The organism is Vibrio sp. E150_018 (assembly GCF_053544035.1).
Genome location: NZ_JBHGNY010000001.1, coordinates 447305 through 466317, shown reverse-complemented (window position 1 = coordinate 466317; position 19013 = coordinate 447305). Strand labels below are relative to the sequence as shown.

Genomic DNA, 19013 nt, shown 5'->3' with positions numbered 1-19013 from the left:
CTATCTTAGGCATTAAATAAGCGAGTCGCTTCGTGGCAAGAAGAAGTAATTTTGATAAAAACGAGAAATTGATAGAGGCTATGCAACTATTTTGGCAGCAAGGTTACGCCAATACCTCTATATCGGATCTTGTCGAACACCTAGCCATCAATCGTTTTAGTCTCTATAACACTTTTGGTGATAAGCACGCTTTATATATCAATGCCCTTAACTACTACTTTGAAAACATTTCAAAGCCGGCAGCTAAACCACTTTTTGACTCTAATGCTAACTTAGAAACCTTAACGGATTTTTTACTGAAATTTTCCAATCTTCAAAAAAGCCAACAATTCGGGTGCTTCATTCAAAATGCCCTGCTTGAGCACGCTAATCGAGATCAAGATGTTCAACTGACAGGAAGGTGTTTATTTACTCATTTAAGTGACGGGGTCACAAGCTGCTTGAACCATGCTAAAGCACAAGGACAATTGAGTGAAAGTATGGATATATCGAGTTTGACCGATTTAATCCTCACTCAAATACAAGGCATGCGGGTATTAGGAAAAGCCAAGCAATATGATCGCTTAGATAATGCAACCAAGATGCTGATTCGTATTCTAAACGCAAACAAAAAAGGCAGATAAAACAGAGCGATTATTGCTCTATCTCATCTACCTTTTATTTCATCATTTGGTTAGATTTTATAGTGAATTACCACATCAAATCATCAGGAACGACGAAGTCTGCGTATGGATCATCTTCATCTTGCTCTTCTTGAGTCAGGACATTATTCAATACAATGCTTTCTTCATCACGTTGGAAGATTTTGTCTGCCACACTTGCCGGAATAATCGCGTAACCCTCTAGGTAACGAGCAATCGCTAAACGACCTTTGGTTAATTGATCTTGTGTTGGCTTATCAACATAAAGCTTTTTCACTAATGAGCCGTCGGTAAAGTTATAACCGATATCACCGTCGGATATTTCAATACGGTTCATTTCTATCAATTGCTTCACTTGTGCTTTCAATTCTTTGGTTAATTGCTGTTTTTTCTGCTCAGCATTTAACGCTTTGTCACGCTCAAGTTGTGCTTTTTTATTCGCTTCAACCGCTTCTCTAGCTTCACGAGCCTGAACGCGAGATTTTTTCGATGACTTCTTCGCTTTCTCTAATTTTTTATTACTTACCAAGCCTGCTTTAAGCATTTGCTCTTGTAGTGTCAATTTTGCCATGATGCTCTCTTTACGACGTAATCTTTGCGGTGATTATACCTTTAAAAAGATCCAATTTGCGAGACAGTTATATGTTAGAATCCGCCCTCATTTCTAATCTTATACCAATCAAAATAAGTAAATGGTCTGAATTAGCTTTTTAACAAGCTAACGTGAACAGTTGCTTATTACGATTGGTATGCTAATAACTGGTGTGAAAATTCCAATGTCAGCTCCCTCTTCGTCTCTTCCTAGCCATCAAGAAATTAAATCACAAGTTGAACAATGGTTACTTGATGTGGTGATCGGTTTGAACTTATGCCCTTTTGCAGCCAAGCCGCAACGCAATAAGCAAATTAAGATCATAGTTTCGAAAGCCGAAGTTGAAGAAGCATTATTGGAAGATGTTTTTCAAGAATTCACCACGCTCGTTAATACGCCAGTTTCCGAGCTAGAAACCACATTAGTTGTCATTCCTCACATGCTACAAGATTTTGACGACTATAATTTCTTCCTAGATTGGATCGACGCACTGATTAAGCAAGAACAATGGGAAGGCACATTCCAGGTGGCCACCTTCCACCCTGATTATTGTTTCGCGGGTGCCGTTCCTGATGATGCTGAAAACTTAACTAACCGCGCTCCCTATCCTGTACTTCACCTTATTCGTGAAGAAAGCATGGAAAAAGCGGTAAAACATTATCCAAACCCAGAAGCGATTCCAGATACCAATATCGCTCGGGTAGAAGGATTAACGAAAGAAGAAAGGCAGCAGCTTTTCCCTTATCTGTTTAAAGCCAAGTAGCCTTTTTGGTTACAAGTAGCATTTTCGGTTATATAAGCCGATAACGACACAAATTTAATAACAGTATAAAAAGATAATCACTATGAAACGAGTAGTCTTATATGTGGGTGACAAATGCCCACACTGTAAAGCCGCTAAAATGTATTTAGATTCAAAAGGCATTAAGTACCGTTTGTGTAATGCCAAGATGCAACGCGGACGTAAAGAACTTGAAGCGATGGGCGCACGTGGCGTACCCGTTTTGAAGATCGGCGACCGCATGATGGCAGGATGGAACGCCGCCAACTTCGACAAAATTTATAACAGCTAAACCCTATCCCTCGAAAACTGAAGCCGTCACTTCAACGACCATTGCTTCATATACTAGGGTAAACAATTTTATAGAGTAAGCCGAAGATGCGCTTGCTCTTCCTTTAAGGAAACCATTTTGACTACAGATTCTCCTACAAACAAAGCACCTGCAAATACTGCTTTTTCTAGCCTTGCATTAGATCCTGCACTCATCGAAAACTTAACCTCACTAGGTTATGAATCCATGACGCCGATTCAAGCCGATAGCCTACCATTGATGATTGCCGGCAAAGATGTGATTGGCCAAGGTAAAACAGGCTCAGGTAAAACTGCGGCATTTGGCTTAGGCTTATTAGCCAACTTGAACGTGAAGCGTTTTCGTGTGCAATCTTTAGTGCTTTGCCCAACTCGTGAACTGGCAGACCAAGTGGCAAAAGAAATCCGCAAACTGGCTCGCAGCATTCACAACATTAAAGTACTCACACTTTGTGGCGGCATGCCATTTGGCCCGCAGATTGGTTCATTAGAACACGGCGCGCACATTTTAGTGGGTACGCCGGGTCGTATTCTTGATCACCTAGATAAAGGCCGTATTGATTTATCAGAACTGAATACCCTAGTACTTGATGAAGCCGACCGCATGCTAGACATGGGCTTTCAAGACGCATTAGATGCCATCATTGAACAAGCGCCAAGCGAGCGTCAAACTTTGCTATTTAGCGCCACTTTCCCACCGGAAATTAAAAAGATCGCGAACCGCATTATGCGTCACCCTGAGCTTGTAAAGGTAGAAAGCCAACACACCAACTCAAGCATTTCTCAGTTCTTTTATAAAACCAATTCATTTGAAGACCGTTTGAAAGCGACTCAGATTTTATTGTTACAACACAAACCTGAGTCATCCGTGATCTTCTGTAACACTAAGCGTGAAACGCAAGAAGTGGCCGATGAACTGCATTACAAAGGTTTTGATGTTATTGCCCTACACGGTGATTTAGAACAACGCGATCGTGACCAAGCCCTACTACGTTTTGCGAACAAGAGTGCGTCTATTCTGGTTGCGACCGATGTAGCTGCGCGTGGTCTTGATGTTGAAAACCTAGATGCGGTCATCAACTTCCAATTAGCACGTGATGCTGAAGTTCACGTACACCGTATTGGTCGTACTGGTCGCGCCGGTAGTAAAGGCATGGCGTTTAGCTTATTTGCTGAAAAAGAAATGTTTAAAGTCGCTCAAATTGATGAGTACATGGACATTGAGATTTCACCATCGACCCTACCTTCAGACAGCGTGCTAACTGACACTCCGTTTGAATCTAAAATGGCGACCATTCAAATTGATGGCGGCAAAAAACAGAAAGTCCGTGCTGGTGACATTCTAGGCGCACTCACTGGCGGCGATAACGGCGTAGACGGCAAACGCGTTGGTAAGATCCACTTATTCGATATGCGCGCTTATGTTGCGGTTGAAAAAGGCATCGCTAAACAAGCCTTGAAAAAGATTTCAAACGGCAAAATGAAAGGAAAAACTTTCCGCGCTCGTATTATCTAGTAGCTGTTAGCTCTAAAATGATAAAGCCTTGCCCTGGAGAGATTTGGGGCAAGGTTTTTTGTTGGGGTTGATAAACTTAAGTCTGCGGTATGTGTAAGTGATTCGAAGTAACGCTAACCGACTATCTTACTAACCTACCAACTTACGAACCCACCAATGAATCACGCTTAGAGGCTTGGGCTTTACCACATGTAACTACACACTTTAGGAGATCCTGAACTGCGTTCCTACGTCGCTTTTCAGGATGACTGGATCGTTTGTTGGGGTTCGAGTTTTCTAATTTGAATCACTATTCTGCTCTACAAAAATCAATTCACTCACATCAAAGCCTTTCTGTTGGCTCATTTGAATGAATTGTTGTTTAACGGAATCATCGATGGTTGGGGTTCGGGATAGTAGCCAAAGGTAATCGTGATCAGGGCCGGAAATAAAGGCGTATTGGCCAGCGGGATCGAGGTAGAAGATCACGTATGAGCCGTAGAAAGGGCCAAAGAACGAGACTTTTAAGTAGCCTTCATTGGGCGCATTAACAAAATACGCTTTGCCTTCCGCTTGTTGCCACTCGCCCTCTGCGGCTGAGTAACCACGGTTAATCACTTTAACGCCGCCGTCTTCTTTTAATGAGTACTCAGCGGTAACTTGTGTTAAACCGCGTTCAAAGGAGTGATCGAGACGAGCGATTTCATACCATGTGCCTAGATATTGGTTTAGATCAAACTCTTGAATGGGAGTCACGGATTTCGGCATGCCTAAGCAGCCAGTCAGGAGTAGCGCAGTGAAAAACGGGAGTACTCTAGAAATGCATTTGGATAATGTCATACAACATCCTTGTTTTAGATTCATCCATGACTCTACGAAGTTGGCTTAGGAAAAGATCAAATTAATGCCCACCAACTTTAGAAAAAACATTAATTACCAGTACACCTAATAATATAAGCCCCATACCAAGCATAGCGGCTAGATCGAGTTTCTGACCATAAATAATCCAACCAACGGCAGCGATTAGTACAATCCCAAGTCCAGCCCATATCGCGTAAGCAATACCAACTGGTATCGTTTTTAGTGTTAACGATAGAAAATAAAAAGCCGCGACATAACCGACTGCCACAATAAGAGAAGGAATTAATCGAGTGAAACCTTCACTGGATTTCATCGCCGAAGTAGCAATCACTTCAGAGACAATTGCGACACCTAAAAACAACCATTGCTTCATAAAATAGCCCTTAGCCAATGCTTGATTCAATAACAATCTAAATCATTAAATAAAAAAGAATTTTAACTCATAAACATCAGCAACTACAATCAGAAGCCTCTTGGGGCTAGTGAACTTTATAGATGAATTTTGTTCCAGATAAAAATACCTATAAAAACAGTGCCCACCCAAGCGATTAACCCAAGTTCACTTTTAGTTTCTTATTCTTGCATAAAAATCAGATCTAAATCTCACTTTAACACCTTGTAATATTAAATAATTTTTATGCTACAAATTCATAACATTTACAAAATAAAAAACTGGAAGTTTGAAAACTTCAAAGCACCATTCTCCTAATTTTGCAATAAACTTGGATTTATTCATTGTTGTTTTTACTTAAGGAAGATCATGAAAGTAGCAATTTTAGGTGGTGGTGTACTTGGTGTCACAACAGCTTGGTATTTGGCGAAATCCGGCCATGAAGTGACGGTAATTGATAGACAAAACCATGTTGCAGAAGAAACGAGCCACGGTAATGCTGGTATGATATCTCCAGGTTACAGTTCCCCGTGGGCAGCGCCGGGTGTACCTTTCAAAGCGATTGGTTGGATGATGCAAGATCTATCACCATTTATGATTAACATGAAAGAGCTTGATGGTTACACCCTTTCATGGATGTGTAAAATGCTGGCTAACTGCAACACTAAAAGCTACCAAACCAACAAAGCTCGCATGCTACGTGTCGCTGAATATAGTCGCGATTGCTTTGTTGATCTTCGTAAAGAGCTCAACCTTAACTACGATGGACGCCAAAAAGGCACATTACAATTGTTCCGTAAGCAAAAACAAGTTGATGCGCTGCAAAAAGATATCGCGGTTCTTGAGCAATTGGGGATTCCTCATCAAGCTTTAGATATACAAGGTTGCATCGAACATGAACCTGCTCTTGCGAATGTAAAAGATAAGTTTGTCGGTGGCCTACGTCTACCTGGTGATGAAACCGGCGATTGTTATAAGTTTACCACCGAGCTTGCTAAACAATGTGAAGCGATTGGTGTGACGTTTATGCTCAATACCAATATTGAACACTTAGTAGAATCGAACGGTAAAATCGTTAGTGTCAAAACCGATAAAGGTGTCGTTAAGGCCGATACGTTTGTCTGTGCACTAGGGAGTTACTCGCCTAAATTAATGAAGCCGTTGGGTATCGATTTACCTATTTATCCAATCAAAGGTTATTCACTTACCTTACCGATAGAAGATGAATCACGCGCGCCTCAATCGACCATTATGGATGAGACGTATAAAGTGGCGGTCACACGTTTTGAAGATCGCATTCGAGTAGGCGGAACCGCAGAAATTGCATCGTTTAACTTAGAGCGCCCATTGAAGCGCCGAGCCAGTATAGATTTTGTGATTCAAGATATGTTCCCTGGTGCAGCAGATGTCGCCAAAGCGGAATTTTGGTGTGGTTTACGTCCAATGACACCTGACAGCACCCCCATACTCGGTGGCACTAAGTACTCCAATTTATATATGAACACTGGCCACGGTACTTTAGGTTGGACAATGTCACTCGGCTCTGCCAAATTCGTTGCAGATATTATCAACAACAAACAGCCGGATATTGATCCTGAAGGCTTATCTATCGAGCGCTACTATGACTAGACCAACCAAAGCAAGTATTGATCTTGCTGCATTTCAACATAACTACCGCGTGGCAAAAGCGCAATCGCCTAACTCACAAGCCGTGGCGATCATTAAAGCCGATGCTTATGGTCATGGCGCTGTGAAATTGGCCCACGCTCTACAAGAAGCCGATGCCTTTGGTGTTGCCTGTATTGAAGAAGCAATAGAGTTACGAGAATCGGGCATCAAACAACCTATTCTTTTGTTAGAAGGTTTTTTTGAAGAATCTGAACTTGAGCTTATCCAACAATATAACTTCTGGACAGCGGTGCATAACCAAGCACAAATTGAAGCGATTGAACGCCAACCTCAATCTTCTCAATTTACGATTTGGCTAAAATTCGATAGCGGCATGCATCGTTTAGGATTCTCATCACAAGACTACCCTGCGGCTTTTGAGGAATTAAACGCGTTACCGCAAGTCGAAAGTATCGTTCACATGACTCACTTTGCTTGTGCCGATGAACTCGATAAATCGATGACACAAAGCCAGTTAGAGCTTTGTATATCAACTCTAGAAAAATTAGATTCTAAAACGAGCAGTTTTGCCAATAGCGCGGCGACGTTAGCTCACCCTTCAACTCATAGCGAGCAATTTAAGGGTTACACGCGTCCGGGTATTTTATTGTATGGTGCAGACCCACTTTCACACCCAAATTCCGCTTCAGAACAACTGATTCCAGTGATGACGCTAACCTCAAAAGTCATCGCAATACGTGAAGTTAAAATGAACGAATCCGTTGGTTATGGTGAAAGGTATCGATGTGAACGTAATATGAAGATAGGTACTGTAGCTATTGGTTATGCTGATGGTTATCCAAGGCATGCGAAAGATGGTACGCCAGTGATGGTCAATGGCGTTCGTACACAAGTTGTAGGACGTGTTTCAATGGATATGTTGACGGTAGACTTAACGGATATTCCAAATGCTGAAATCGGCTCTACCGTCGAGTTATGGGGGAAGAACGTAAAGGCTGCTGACGTTGCAAATTATTGCGATACGATTCCCTACACCTTGTTTACCGGTATTACTCGTCGAGTACATAAAGAATATATCGACTAGACTGATACCCATCGTACTTGAAGCTGCAGCTTTGTTGACGGCGTTCATTCGCTTGTCGCCTCACTGCAACTCCAACTACTTCGGGTATTATATACCGATTACTTTTCTCGGCCTATCGCGGCGGGTAAAGCTTGCTTGGTGAATTCCATAAAGGCTTTATCCGCTACAGATAAATATCCTGTTTTACGCCAAGCCATGCCTATTTTAAGTATGATTGGTTGATCAAATGGAATACCTACCACACCTCTCTCTTGTTCAGTCACTAGTTTCAATAATGCCCCAACCGCAAAATCTTTCTGTACCACTTTTAAAATCATCGGGATCAAATTGGTTTCAATAGAAATGTTGGGTTCAAACCCATGTTCAATACACAATTTGTCGACCATTTCTCGATGAAAATACCCTTTCTTAAACATGATTAATTCTTGAGAAAAGAATTCGATTATTGAAATCGAACGCTTAGTGGCAAACTCATGTTCAGGACTCACTACCATTAACATTTCATCTTCTACTAATGGTTCAATGGCTAGAGAATCCGGTACATTTTCATTAAGAATCACACCGAGATCCAGCTCTCCATCGAGCAGCATTTTCCGAATCGATTGTGTGCCTGCATCAATGATAGTCATTTTTAAATCTGGATATTGTTGTTTAAATGCCATCAAAATATCAGGAAAGAAATAAGATCCCATCATGCTAGGTACACCGAGTCTCACTTCGCCTTTAACTAACCCTTTTAGCTCTTGCATTTCAAGCGCTGCATCATCAAGTTTCTGAAGAATTTCTTTCGCATGTTTATATAAACGCAAACCTTCATCAGTTAATTGCACACCCTTTTCATGTCGATGTAATACTGTTAAACCTATTGATAATTCGAGTTTTTTAATTGAAACACTTAAGGCCGACTGCGCAACATGCAAAACCTCAGAAGCTCGGCTAAAACTTTTCATTTCTACGATGGTGACAAAGTACTTTAATGCTTTGGTATTCATAAATTTCGTATGCATTGCTTTCCTGATTCTATAATGACGTTGATGAACGTAACACTTAAACAAGTTAGATCAAAAACAGATAGAGACTATTAATTTAATATATTTTATATATATCATGGCTATTGATAAAATTCTGTTATTACGTTCAATTGAGTACCGTTAATGTCGACGACTTCCCTCCAACAGCATACAGACTTATCAAAGAATGATTCGAGGCAGCACGAGCCACTAGATAATGACAACCCAAAGGATCTAAAAAAAGTGACCTTTGGGCTCTTCATTGGCTCTTTTATTTCGTTCTGCAATTTGTATTTATTTCAACCTTTATTACCTTTGATTGCTGAACATTATCAAGTCACTGCAGCGCATGTTAACTGGGTTTTAGCCGCCGCAACATTAACATTAGCTTTGTCACTATTACCTTGGGCAATTTATTCTGAGAAGATTGGACGACGTAAAATCATGTTGTTCAGTTTGTATGCCTCACCTGTTGTTGGTTTATGTATTTTATTTTCCGATCAACTCGGGCTACTGATTGCTTCACGGGCTTTAATGGGAGTTGCCTTGGCGGGTTATATTTCTGTTGCCGTGGCCTACATGGCAGAAGAGTTTAGCCCTAAAGTATTTTTGCTCGCGGTAGGTTCGTATATTGGTGCCAATTCATTAGGCGGAATCACTGGCAGAATTTATGGCGGCGTCGTTGGTGAATGGTTAGGTTGGCAAACTGCGGTAATTGGCATGGCGTTGTTTAGTCTTGCCATCGCAATATTGGTGACGCTTTGGGTGCCCGCGCAGAAAAACTTTGTCGCCAAACAAACATCATTGTCTAGTCATTTAAAAGATGCTATCCATCACTTACAAACCCCTAGACTATGGTTTGCGATGTTAATTGGCGGGTTAAACTTTGCCTTGTTTGTTAACCTTTATACCGTAATGGGCTTTCGCTTGGTCGGTGAACCTTTCTCACTTCCTGTGAGCTTGGTATCGCTTATCTTTCTTTGTTATTTAACTGGCACCTTAACCTCCAAACTTAGTGGCCAATGGAGCCTACGCTTTAATTCCACCAGCGGCATTGTAATAGGCACGGTAGTCAGTTTAATCGGGATGCTCATAGCACTGATTCCAAATTTATATGCGATGTTTATTGCGCTTATCTTAATTAGTAGTGGCGCTTTCTTTACTCACTCATTGGCGTATGGTTGGGTTAGCTCGAAAGCACAACAAGCAAAAGCCAGTGCGACGGCTTTATATCTTGTTCACTATTATGTTGGTGGTAGCCTCGGTGGGTTTTATTTAATCTATTGCTGGCAACACGGTGGCTGGAACATAGTCGCATTAGGCGGCAGTGTGTTATATATCGCCATTCTCGTGCTTACCTACAAGCTTAACCGCGCGGAAAAATTGAATTGATCATGACCGAAATAGGCATTGTTTGTTATCATCTGCCGCAACTTTTATTCAAGAGGCAATGACATGCAATTTATCCTACTTTCAACGGAACTTTACCAACACTTATATCGTGATATTACGGAATTCCGTTCAACTTTTGATCTCCCTGTCGCAGACCTAGCCTCTCTCGATGACAAAGCCGATACTTTGCACACTTCTCTTGCGATTGAAGAACTAACTGAACTTGCCGAAGCGGATTGTAAAACCGAACAAGCTGATGCAATTGTTGATACGGTTTACGTTCTTATGGGGCGTTTAGTTCATCGTGGTGACGAGCAAGTAGACAGTAATGTCGGTATTAGCTACATCATCGAATTATTACTGCATGTGGCGAAAAACCGTGGCATTGAATTCCTACCCTGTTGGGATGAAGTGCATTCAAGCAATATGAGTAAAGTATGCCGCAACGAACAAGAATTCACGGAAACTCAAGCTTTCTACGCTAAACAAGGTGTTGAACTTGAAGGCGTGCAAAAAGGCGAATACATCATTGCCAAATGCGCTAAAGATGTAGAGATGCAAGGCAAAACGGTTCGTAAAGGAAAAGTATTGAAATCGGTTTACTACCGCCCTGCGGATTTAGAAAAACTGACTAACTAGTCCTGAGTTTCAACGGTTTGTTTCAAAGATAGATTTCACAGATAAAAAAAAGCCTGTCTCAGATGAGGCAGGCATGTGTGTTAAATGCATGACTTTTAGTAAAAAGCTATCTCTGTTAACACAAGGTAGGACGAGAATGTATCCCTTTCACTAATGCCATTTATGTGCCAACTTTTCATCACTTCCCAATAAAACTCTAACCTATTGTTTTATTGATATATTTACGTTCAGTTTTGTTTTTATCACTTTCTATATTTTATATAATACTTTGTGGGTAGATTCTATTGCACAGATTTGGCGTGCTTTGCTCTATAAACGATCATGTGACCGTAAGTCGCTTTATCAATATCGAACCACTAGCCTGTTTTAACTCACATGGGATCTGACACATCAATGATTAACCTTAGCCAAATCGTATAGTTGGCCCGCGGATATAATGGCTCACGATTGACTTAAATGAATAGCTCCGGCCTTGTCATCCCGCACATGAGCCTAAGCGAAGAAGATGCGGGATCTCGCTTTCACGTAAGTTTCATTTAGACAAAGCCGAGTCACTGGCTTTGCTAAATTAGCATTTAACGGATTAGTTGATATATGGGAAAGTAACGCCGCATTAAGTGGTGAGCAACGCAGACCACAGAGCTAAAAGTATTGTGCCGTAAACACTTAACTGGAAGCAAACCGAAAATGCCGAGCATTGTGAATCCGTCTTAAATGCTTTGTTATGTAACATATTAATGCTGTAGCATAGAGGTAAAAATTAAAACACATATCGAAGGTGAGTAATGATAGATGATTTTGAGATCCCAGAATTACCTGAAGAAAAAAGTTGGCCAACAGCAGAAGAATATTGGCAGCAGAACCCTAATAAGCCTACAGCTTGGATCAATTATGCAGAGAACTTAGCAAACCGCGGCGACATAGAAAAAGCACACTCAATTTTCCTTAAAGCATTCGCTTCCAATGCCTTTGATAGAAAGGTTAAATTGTCCGAGCACTATGCACTATTTGTATCGGAACATCTTGATTATTCTGAAGGCGTGGCAATTTTTGAGCAACTAATATCGGTAAAACATACTTCAAAAATGGTCAATCACCGTATTAAAGACTGCTACATTAATTTCCTAATTAAAAATGAACAATTAGATGAAGCTAAACGGTTGCTCATTAGCCAAGCTGAAGAAGTCGGTACAACAAAGACCATGTTTAAGCTGGCAGATATTTATGAAGCTCAAGGAGACTTCAACAAGTCGATACCGATATATGAAGAATTAGTAAAGCGCAGCAAAACGAATTCTGAAGCGTGGCGGAAACTACGCTACGCAGAAAAAGCGATACAAGCTAATGAACAGAAAGATCGGATAGTTAAATCTATTTCTTTTGCTCCAGAACACCATGTAGCAGGCCTATCTATACTTCAAAACTTCGGAAACGTCCTTAGTAAAAAATACCCCAATGGAGGGGTAGCATTTTCGATACAACAGATCGGAACAAAAATCGTCATGACGATCGAACACCCTGAAGGAGACAAAGAAATTGTCGAGGAGTATTTGACTAATTATGGTTTAGTTGTTTTCGAGAAAATCACACCGGAACAATATACCCATGACCCAGTAGAAATAATGGATCTCAAACGTCAAATAATACAATACAAAGGCGAACTTGAATGGGCAAACGAAAAGAAAATGATGATTGAAGGTATTGTTGCTAGGCAGGATTCTATTATCGTAAAACAAGAGCAGGATCTAGCTTATTTCAAGGAGAAATTTAGCGAGATACTTCATACAAACAATCAATTAACCATACAAAACAAAGACTACTTTACTGAACTTACGAGTATGCTAAAAGATCAGGATAGCAATATACAAACTCTTATCAGTCACTTAGTTTCATCTGCAGAAAATAAAAATACCGAGAAAGTCGAAGAATTTACAAATAAGATTCTAGATGAAAAACCAAGTGTAATATCAAAGCTAAAGGAATTTGTCTTTGTCACAGCAGCTTCCGCAAGTGGAAACGCACCAGCATGGGTTGAATTTCTATTTAAAACACTGCCATAAATTCTCCTCCCCCCTTCATTACCACAAACTTCAGGGGGGAATATGTTACATAACAGTATATTAGCAAGAAACACGGATAAACCCGCAGATTATTTCAACACGTTCACTGCTAACCAATTCATTTATTGCCATAAGATACTCTAATGAGCGCTTTATTAAAGCATTTAGCCGATTTTATGCGATGGAGAAAGCGAGAATTGGGTTTAGCGAGATAGTTGTGACAGGGATGCATTTTCAATTTTTACATATTATTTTTAATTAACAATACCTTACAATTAATCCTGATAGCTAACATATAGGTATAAGTTCTCGCTTTCACACAAAACCGTTTAAGACCCCAAAAATTAAATTATAACTGTATAAACACACAGAACGTGAAAGGGAGCGAGTAATTTTTAAACACTTATTGTTTAGTTAAACGCATCTAAAGAAAGCACACTCAAACTTCTAATATACGCTTGTGGTAAATAGATTCCTGCTCTCGCCTAGGCTCGGCTGGAATGACAACTTTAAAGCTCCCGAAGTTGTATGATTAAGTTAGAATAGACATCAATACCAGACCATTAATCAAACAATAAGTGCGCTTGTCCATCATGCTCAATTCGCGTGACTTGGGTATTAAATATCTCTGTCAGTAATTGACTAGTTAATAGCGACTTTGTTTCGCCTACTGCTTTTAATACACCTTCTTTAAGAATCAACACTTTATCCGAATGTCTCAAGGTTCGATTCAAATCATGATTTGCCATCACTACGGTTAAGCCTTTGCTCGCCATCACTTCTATCATTTGGTACAGCAAGCTTTCTTGACCAACATCTAAAGGGGCTGCGGGTTCATCGAGCAGCAATACTTTCGCATCTGGGTTTAATGTTGGCCACACTTGCAGGCATACTCCGGCAAGTCGTACTCTTTGCCATTCACCACCGGATAAATGATGAATGCTTTTGCCTAGCTTGTCGGTAATGCAAAGCTGCGTGATAATTTCACTCACCGCTTTTTCTACTACATCATGGTGGATGTCTTTGTTGATAGAGAGCGATAAATATTGAAAGACCGACATATTAAACGCTGGTCGATCTGACTGACATAAATAGGCGCGGATCGTTGCCAGTTCTTTCAAATCATATTGAGCGATTGATTCACCACTAAAAGTGACGGTTCCTTGATGCGCAAGTAAGCCAGATAACACTTCAAGCAAGGTACTTTTGCCACTCCCATTTGGACCAATTACATGTAGGATTTCCCCAGGGTTGACTTGAAAGCTCATTGGCATCAAACGATTTGATACGCTGAGATCTTTTATATCGAGCATAGGCGTTATTTTATTCATAATTAATTCTGATCATGCCCACGTAGTAACATCCAAATGAACACTGGCGCACCAATTGTCGTTGTCATTACACCTAAAGGCAGTTCTGCGCTGGTCAGTGATACTCTGGCAAGTAAGTCAGCCAGTACCAATAAACTTGCGCCACACAGTGCAGACATCGGTAACAGGTAACGGTTTTCACTGCCAAAAATCAAACGAATGAGATGCGGAACCACTAAACCTATAAAACTGATCACTCCGCCAATCGCCACTGAACAGCCGACCAATATCGACACATAAATAATCAACTTCCAACGTAGAGCAAACACATCCAACCCAAGTTGTTTGGCATGTTGTTCACCTGCCATCAATAAATCTAAATCTCGACCTTTGAAACACAACCAAACGATACAGGGTAACATTATGATCCCTAGTGCCACTTGAGCCCAAGACACTCCGCTAATACTCCCCATTAGCCAATACATTAGAATTCTGAGGTTAAAGTCATCACTGAAATAAAATGCCCACGTCACAACGGCGCTAGATAAAATCCCTAACGCTACCCCAATCAGTAACAAGCGGCCTGTGGTTAAACGCATCGCTTTGGCAAGTGACACAATTAAAAGCGTAAAAACTAACGAACCCAATATCGCGACGACCATTGAACCTAGTGGCGACATTAAGACAGGAAAAAAGAACAAGGCGATCACCATCGCTAGACTTGCCCCGCCTGAAATACCAATAATACCGGGCTCTGCCAGCGGATTGCCTAATAAGACCTGTAAAGTTGCACCAGCCACCGCAAGTGAAGCGCCTAATAATATGGCAGCAAGCAACCTAGGTAGTCGAAGGTTGACGATCACTTGTTGCTGTAAATCAGACATAGGATGGAAAAAAGACAGGGATAAATCACCAACTGATAAATAGATAGCACTCACGCTGACTAAAAAGATCGTGATTAAAATGAATGGCAGTTTCCAGCTCTGGTGTTTGGTGTGAATTAACTGATTGAATTGCATATGATCATAGTCACTTATGTATACTCAAAATCATTGGAGTTGCAGTGAGGCGACAAGTGAATGAAGCCCCATGAGCATAGCTCGTCTATGTGATTGGGGTGAATGAACGCCGTCAACAAAGCTGCAGCTTCAAGTACGAAGAGTATAAGCTTGCGGTGTTTTCGATACCATACCAATTACGCATCAATTGAAAAGTAAACTCATAATATATTTATCTTTAGCGAATTCTTTCGACCAATAATGCCGCTCTCTGACCGATATCCACCTTATCATTAGCAAACACTAAAGCGTAACCACCAGATTCACAGATCATCGGAACGCCGCCTTGTATTCCGTATTCTTGATTTAAGTACAGTGGCTCAAAATTGATTAGTGCTTGTTGTGCTGTAAAGGCTAAATCTGGATGTTGCTTACGGATCTCATCAACCACATCATAAACTGCAATATCTTGATTCATGCAATTCACATCATCTAACTTTCCATTTCGATTGAGCAATAAATGCATACCCGATAAAAACGATGTAAACACGGAAAGATCATTTTCACCTAATGATCTAAGTTGCCCAAGTTCGATGGTTAAACTCTTCGCTTGGAAATACTCACCGGTATACCAACTAAACGCATAACTAGGATGATGACATAACAAAACAGCCTGAACATCTGCGTGCTGAGCAAAGTATTTTAATTCTTGGTCGGTGATGTCAGATTGATGTCTGGTAGCCGGACGGATAGCAAAAACAGGATATTGAGAAGGGCGAGAGGAACAATGAAGATCAAGGTGCCAGCGTTTCTTTCCAGAAGAACGTTCAAAAAACAATTCGACGACATCTTTTATTTTAGCGGCAATTTCACTTTCAATTCCTCGTACTTTCCTATTGGATATTTCAAAAAGTTGATTGAGGTTTTGTTCTATAAAACGCTGTTTCTTTATGGTGGCATCGGGATGAGCAAAAATAAACAAACACGGATGGCTGATGGTCACCTCACCAGATAGTACTTGCGAAACCAATTTATCGACCAGCTCGATCGGCCCAGTTTCATCACCATGAATTCCAGCCGATATTACCGTAGCACTGTCCCCTTTGTAGTGAGCAGGCGTTATGCCTAACATGCCGCGGTGATAAAACCTTAGCACTAGGCCGCTATCTACCGTTAAGGTTTGTTGCGGCCACGATAAGTGATACAAAGTGGTATAAATAAACCCTTTGGTCACGAGATCGTTAACTAAAGGGTTATCTTTTTGATGATGTTGGTGATCCATAATCACCTCCACGAAGCCTACTCTTTAAAGTTTAGACTAAGTTGATGGTTTATTCAGCAATTCTAATTAACTTGTCATTGCCCATCAAGAGCTTCATCTCTGAAGCAATTGGATCATTAGCCGTGAAAACACAGACTCTTAATTTATCCGCTTTAGCTTTCTCGATTAACCCGGCTAAATGGTGTGTATCTTGGTATTCTTCTCTGTCTGCATCACGACGGCATAAATCCACAAATTCAAATGGACAATTCGTTGGATACAAAACCAATTCAGATTCTTGCATTAAACGTAGTGCTTTAATCGAAAGGTTTTCGACATCATGATTAAACTGAATCCAATGCAAAACTGACGTCACTTCCACTTTATCTTGTAAGGTATCGAGATATAGAGATTCCAATTGTTCACGCTTGGTAATGGTTGGAATTTTTGCTGAAGAAAAGAAACGCTCCCAAAACTTACGTCTTTCATCTACCGTGGCTAATGATTCTTTAATGCTATTACGTTTAGATGCGCCAAAATCTGCCAATAGTGATAAGTTCTGTGGCAACATAGATTCTAACTTTTCACGTAAATAACGAATTAATACTGGTGACGCCCCACCACTGGATACCGCTATTTGAATACGACCACGGTTGATCATAGACGGTGTAATAAAGTCACAATAAGGTTTGTCATCAACAACATTAACCATAATGTTTTTTTGCTTAGCATCATGGTGAACTTGATGATTCAACTGGGAGTTATCGGTCGTAGCCCAGACCTGAATATAGTCTTGCAACATCTCAGATTGGTAAAACGCCTTCACCCAAAGCAGTGATTGTTGCTCTGCTAGAGAAAGTAAATAAGGATGAATATTCGGTGAGACTACCGTTACATTTGCCCCTGCTCTAATAAGCATATCTACTTTACGGCAAGCCACTTCACCACCGCCGACAACCAGAACTGCTTTCTTGTTTAGATCTAAAAAAACTGGGAAATAACGCATTTAATTCCTTTTTGTGATGTGTCACTCATACTTGATACTACCAAATTTGTGCACAGAGGAAACATAAGATCTTTATCACAAACAATTTTACTTTGAATTTACCCCCCTCACTTATTGATTAATCCATTAGTAACTACTTTATTGATAATTATATAACGCCCTTACTCAACTATTCAGAATAAAAGGTTAGATGTGACATCGTGGTGCATCATTGCACTATTTACATTGCTATGACATTTATACATCCTAAATTTAATGAAAGATTTGTGATGCAACTCAATCACATAATGGATGTAGTGATTTGTGTATTTCAAATTCTTTCCTACTCTTTAAGAGTAAAACAGGTACGAAACCTCACTTAAATATGAAGGTGTACCGAACAAATATTCTAATTAAAACAACATTAGTTTAATCAATCACAGACAAATTCGTTTTCAGTTCAACCTGATTTCAATGGACGTATACAGGAAGGATACACATGCAAAAATCAATTAAACTTCTCGCTTCAGCAGTCGCAGTTTCTGCTGCAATGATGGCTAATACAGCGTTTGCCGGCACACTGCAAGATGTACAAAAAGCGAATGAACTAAAATGTGGTGTAAGTACTGGCCTTGCTGGCTTTTCAAACCCCAACTCAAAAGGCCAATGGGAAGGCCTTGATGTTGAATATTGTCAAGCGGTTGCTGCTGCAGTATTAGGTGATAAATCTAAAGTAAAATACGTTCCACTAAACGCAAAAGAACGTTTTACTGCCTTACAATCTGGTGAGGTAGATGTTCTATCTCGTAACACAACTTGGACACTTCAACGTGATGGTTCACTAGGTCTTAACTTTGTTGGAACGACTTACTACGATGGTCAAGGTTTCATGGTTAAGAAAGACCTTGGCGTTAAAAGCGCAACTGAGCTTGATGGCGCATCTGTTTGCGTTCAATCAGGTACTACGACTGAACTTAACCTTGCAGACTACTTCCGATTAAAAGGTATGGAATACAAACCAGTTGTCTTTGACACAATGGACCAAACCTCTAAAGGTTTCGATTCCGGCCGATGTGATGTTTTGACTTCAGACCAATCTCAACTTTACGGACTACGTTTGAACTTAAAAGATCCAAGTTCTGCAACCGTTTTACCTGAAATCATTTCTAAAGAACCATTAGGCCCTGTCGTACGTCAAGGTGATGACCAATGGTTTAACGTTGCTAAGTGGACATTATTTGCCATGATCAATGCCGAAGAATATGGCATAACTCAAGCAAATGTCGATGAGATGAAAAAATCTAATGATCCAAACGTGAAACGTATTTTAGGTCTTGATGGTCCAAAAGGCGAAGGTCTAGGACTAAAAGATGACTGGGCTTACCAAATCGTTAAGCAAGTGGGTAACTACGGTGAAATGTTTGAACGTACTGTCGGTCAAGGTTCACCACTTAAAGTGGACCGTGGTGTAAATAAACTTTGGAACGCAGGTGGCTTCCAATACGCGCCACCAATTCGTTAATACACATAACTTCATAATACTCTGGACTAGGGCGGTTTCTGCCGCCCTTTTTT

General features: G+C 40.5%; 18 protein-coding genes. 10 read left to right on the top strand and 8 right to left on the bottom strand.

All coding sequences use genetic code 11. The annotated features are described in order from the left end of the window. Positions 1–32: 32 nt before the first annotated feature. Positions 33–623, top strand: coding sequence for a TetR/AcrR family transcriptional regulator (locus ACE3G9_RS02165; protein WP_449218357.1), 591 nt, complete (start codon positions 33–35; stop codon positions 621–623). A 67-nt stretch (positions 624–690) separates the two neighbouring features. On the opposite strand, the gene ACE3G9_RS02160 is transcribed toward ACE3G9_RS02165, so the two are convergent. After that, positions 691–1212, bottom strand: a complete 522-nt coding sequence (locus tag ACE3G9_RS02160; protein ID WP_237294165.1) for a DUF2058 domain-containing protein — start codon at positions 1210–1212, stop codon at positions 691–693. A gap of 205 nt (positions 1213–1417) precedes the next feature. Between ACE3G9_RS02160 and ACE3G9_RS02155 the strand changes: the two genes are divergently transcribed. The 3 genes from ACE3G9_RS02155 to dbpA all read left to right on the top strand — a co-directional run bounded on the left by ACE3G9_RS02155 (position 1418) and on the right by dbpA (position 3839). Then, positions 1418–1996 carry a DUF1415 domain-containing protein gene (locus ACE3G9_RS02155; protein ID WP_449218356.1) on the top strand — a complete coding sequence of 193 codons (579 nt, stop codon included), beginning with the start codon at positions 1418–1420 and terminating at the stop codon, positions 1994–1996. 82 nt (positions 1997–2078) lie between these two features. Further along, on the top strand, positions 2079–2306 hold the full coding sequence (locus ACE3G9_RS02150) for a glutaredoxin family protein (RefSeq protein WP_027695450.1): 228 nt from the start codon (positions 2079–2081) through the stop codon (positions 2304–2306). Between the two features lie 117 nt (positions 2307–2423). After that, on the top strand, positions 2424–3839 hold the full coding sequence (dbpA, locus tag ACE3G9_RS02145) for an ATP-dependent RNA helicase DbpA (RefSeq protein WP_449218355.1): 1416 nt from the start codon (positions 2424–2426) through the stop codon (positions 3837–3839). A gap of 276 nt (positions 3840–4115) precedes the next feature. Here dbpA and ACE3G9_RS02140 read toward each other — a convergent pair whose 3' ends face one another. Together ACE3G9_RS02140 and ACE3G9_RS02135 are read right to left on the bottom strand one after the other, a co-directional pair. Next, complete coding sequence (locus ACE3G9_RS02140; protein ID WP_449218417.1) at positions 4116–4640, bottom strand: lipocalin family protein; 525 nt, start codon at positions 4638–4640, stop codon at positions 4116–4118. Positions 4641–4719: 79 nt separating this feature from the next. Then, entirely contained in the window at positions 4720–5052 is a 333-nt protein-coding gene (locus ACE3G9_RS02135; RefSeq protein WP_417881228.1) for an SMR family transporter, read from the bottom strand. Positions 5053–5439: 387 nt separating this feature from the next. On the opposite strand from ACE3G9_RS02135, the gene ACE3G9_RS02130 reads away from it, so the two are divergent. Both ACE3G9_RS02130 and alr read left to right on the top strand, forming a co-directional pair. Then, entirely contained in the window at positions 5440–6699 is a 1260-nt protein-coding gene (locus tag ACE3G9_RS02130) for a D-amino acid dehydrogenase (RefSeq protein ID WP_449218354.1), read from the top strand. Further along, complete coding sequence (gene alr, locus ACE3G9_RS02125) at positions 6692–7783, top strand: alanine racemase (protein ID WP_417881230.1); 1092 nt, start codon at positions 6692–6694, stop codon at positions 7781–7783. Before ACE3G9_RS02130 ends, alr begins: the two co-directional genes overlap by 8 nt. 98 nt (positions 7784–7881) lie before the next feature. Here alr and ACE3G9_RS02120 read toward each other — a convergent pair whose 3' ends face one another. Then, positions 7882–8775 (bottom strand): LysR family transcriptional regulator, encoded by an 894-nt coding sequence (locus ACE3G9_RS02120; RefSeq protein WP_417881238.1) that lies wholly within the window; start codon positions 8773–8775, stop codon positions 7882–7884. A gap of 261 nt (positions 8776–9036) precedes the next feature. Here ACE3G9_RS02120 and ACE3G9_RS02115 point away from each other — a divergent pair, with 261 nt between their 5' ends. From ACE3G9_RS02115 to ACE3G9_RS02105, 3 genes are all read left to right on the top strand, one after another. Next, positions 9037–10185 (top strand): MFS transporter, encoded by a 1149-nt coding sequence (locus tag ACE3G9_RS02115; RefSeq protein WP_449218353.1) that lies wholly within the window; start codon positions 9037–9039, stop codon positions 10183–10185. A gap of 63 nt (positions 10186–10248) precedes the next feature. Then, positions 10249–10824, top strand: coding sequence for a nucleoside triphosphate pyrophosphohydrolase family protein (locus ACE3G9_RS02110; protein ID WP_449218352.1), 576 nt, complete (start codon positions 10249–10251; stop codon positions 10822–10824). 785 nt (positions 10825–11609) lie between these two features. Beyond that, positions 11610–12884 carry a tetratricopeptide repeat protein gene (locus tag ACE3G9_RS02105; RefSeq protein ID WP_449218351.1) on the top strand — a complete coding sequence of 425 codons (1275 nt, stop codon included), beginning with the start codon at positions 11610–11612 and terminating at the stop codon, positions 12882–12884. A 563-nt stretch (positions 12885–13447) separates the two neighbouring features. Here the strand turns inward: ACE3G9_RS02105 and btuD are convergent. The 4 genes from btuD to ACE3G9_RS02085 form a co-directional block, all read right to left on the bottom strand. Further along, positions 13448–14197: a vitamin B12 ABC transporter ATP-binding protein BtuD gene (btuD, locus tag ACE3G9_RS02100; RefSeq protein ID WP_449218416.1), complete on the bottom strand. Its 750-nt coding sequence runs from the start codon at positions 14195–14197 to the stop codon at positions 13448–13450. 20 nt (positions 14198–14217) lie between these two features. Then, positions 14218–15213, bottom strand: coding sequence for a vitamin B12 ABC transporter permease BtuC (gene btuC, locus ACE3G9_RS02095; RefSeq protein ID WP_449218350.1), 996 nt, complete (start codon positions 15211–15213; stop codon positions 14218–14220). 217 nt (positions 15214–15430) lie between these two features. Next, positions 15431–16474, bottom strand: coding sequence for a succinylglutamate desuccinylase (locus ACE3G9_RS02090; protein ID WP_449218349.1), 1044 nt, complete (start codon positions 16472–16474; stop codon positions 15431–15433). Between the two features lie 49 nt (positions 16475–16523). Then, positions 16524–17459, bottom strand: coding sequence for a precorrin-2 dehydrogenase/sirohydrochlorin ferrochelatase family protein (locus tag ACE3G9_RS02085; RefSeq protein WP_449218348.1), 936 nt, complete (start codon positions 17457–17459; stop codon positions 16524–16526). 478 nt (positions 17460–17937) lie between these two features. Here ACE3G9_RS02085 and ACE3G9_RS02080 point away from each other — a divergent pair, with 478 nt between their 5' ends. Then, complete coding sequence (locus ACE3G9_RS02080) at positions 17938–18960, top strand: amino acid ABC transporter substrate-binding protein (RefSeq protein ID WP_417880584.1); 1023 nt, start codon at positions 17938–17940, stop codon at positions 18958–18960. Positions 18961–19013 lie beyond the last annotated feature (53 nt).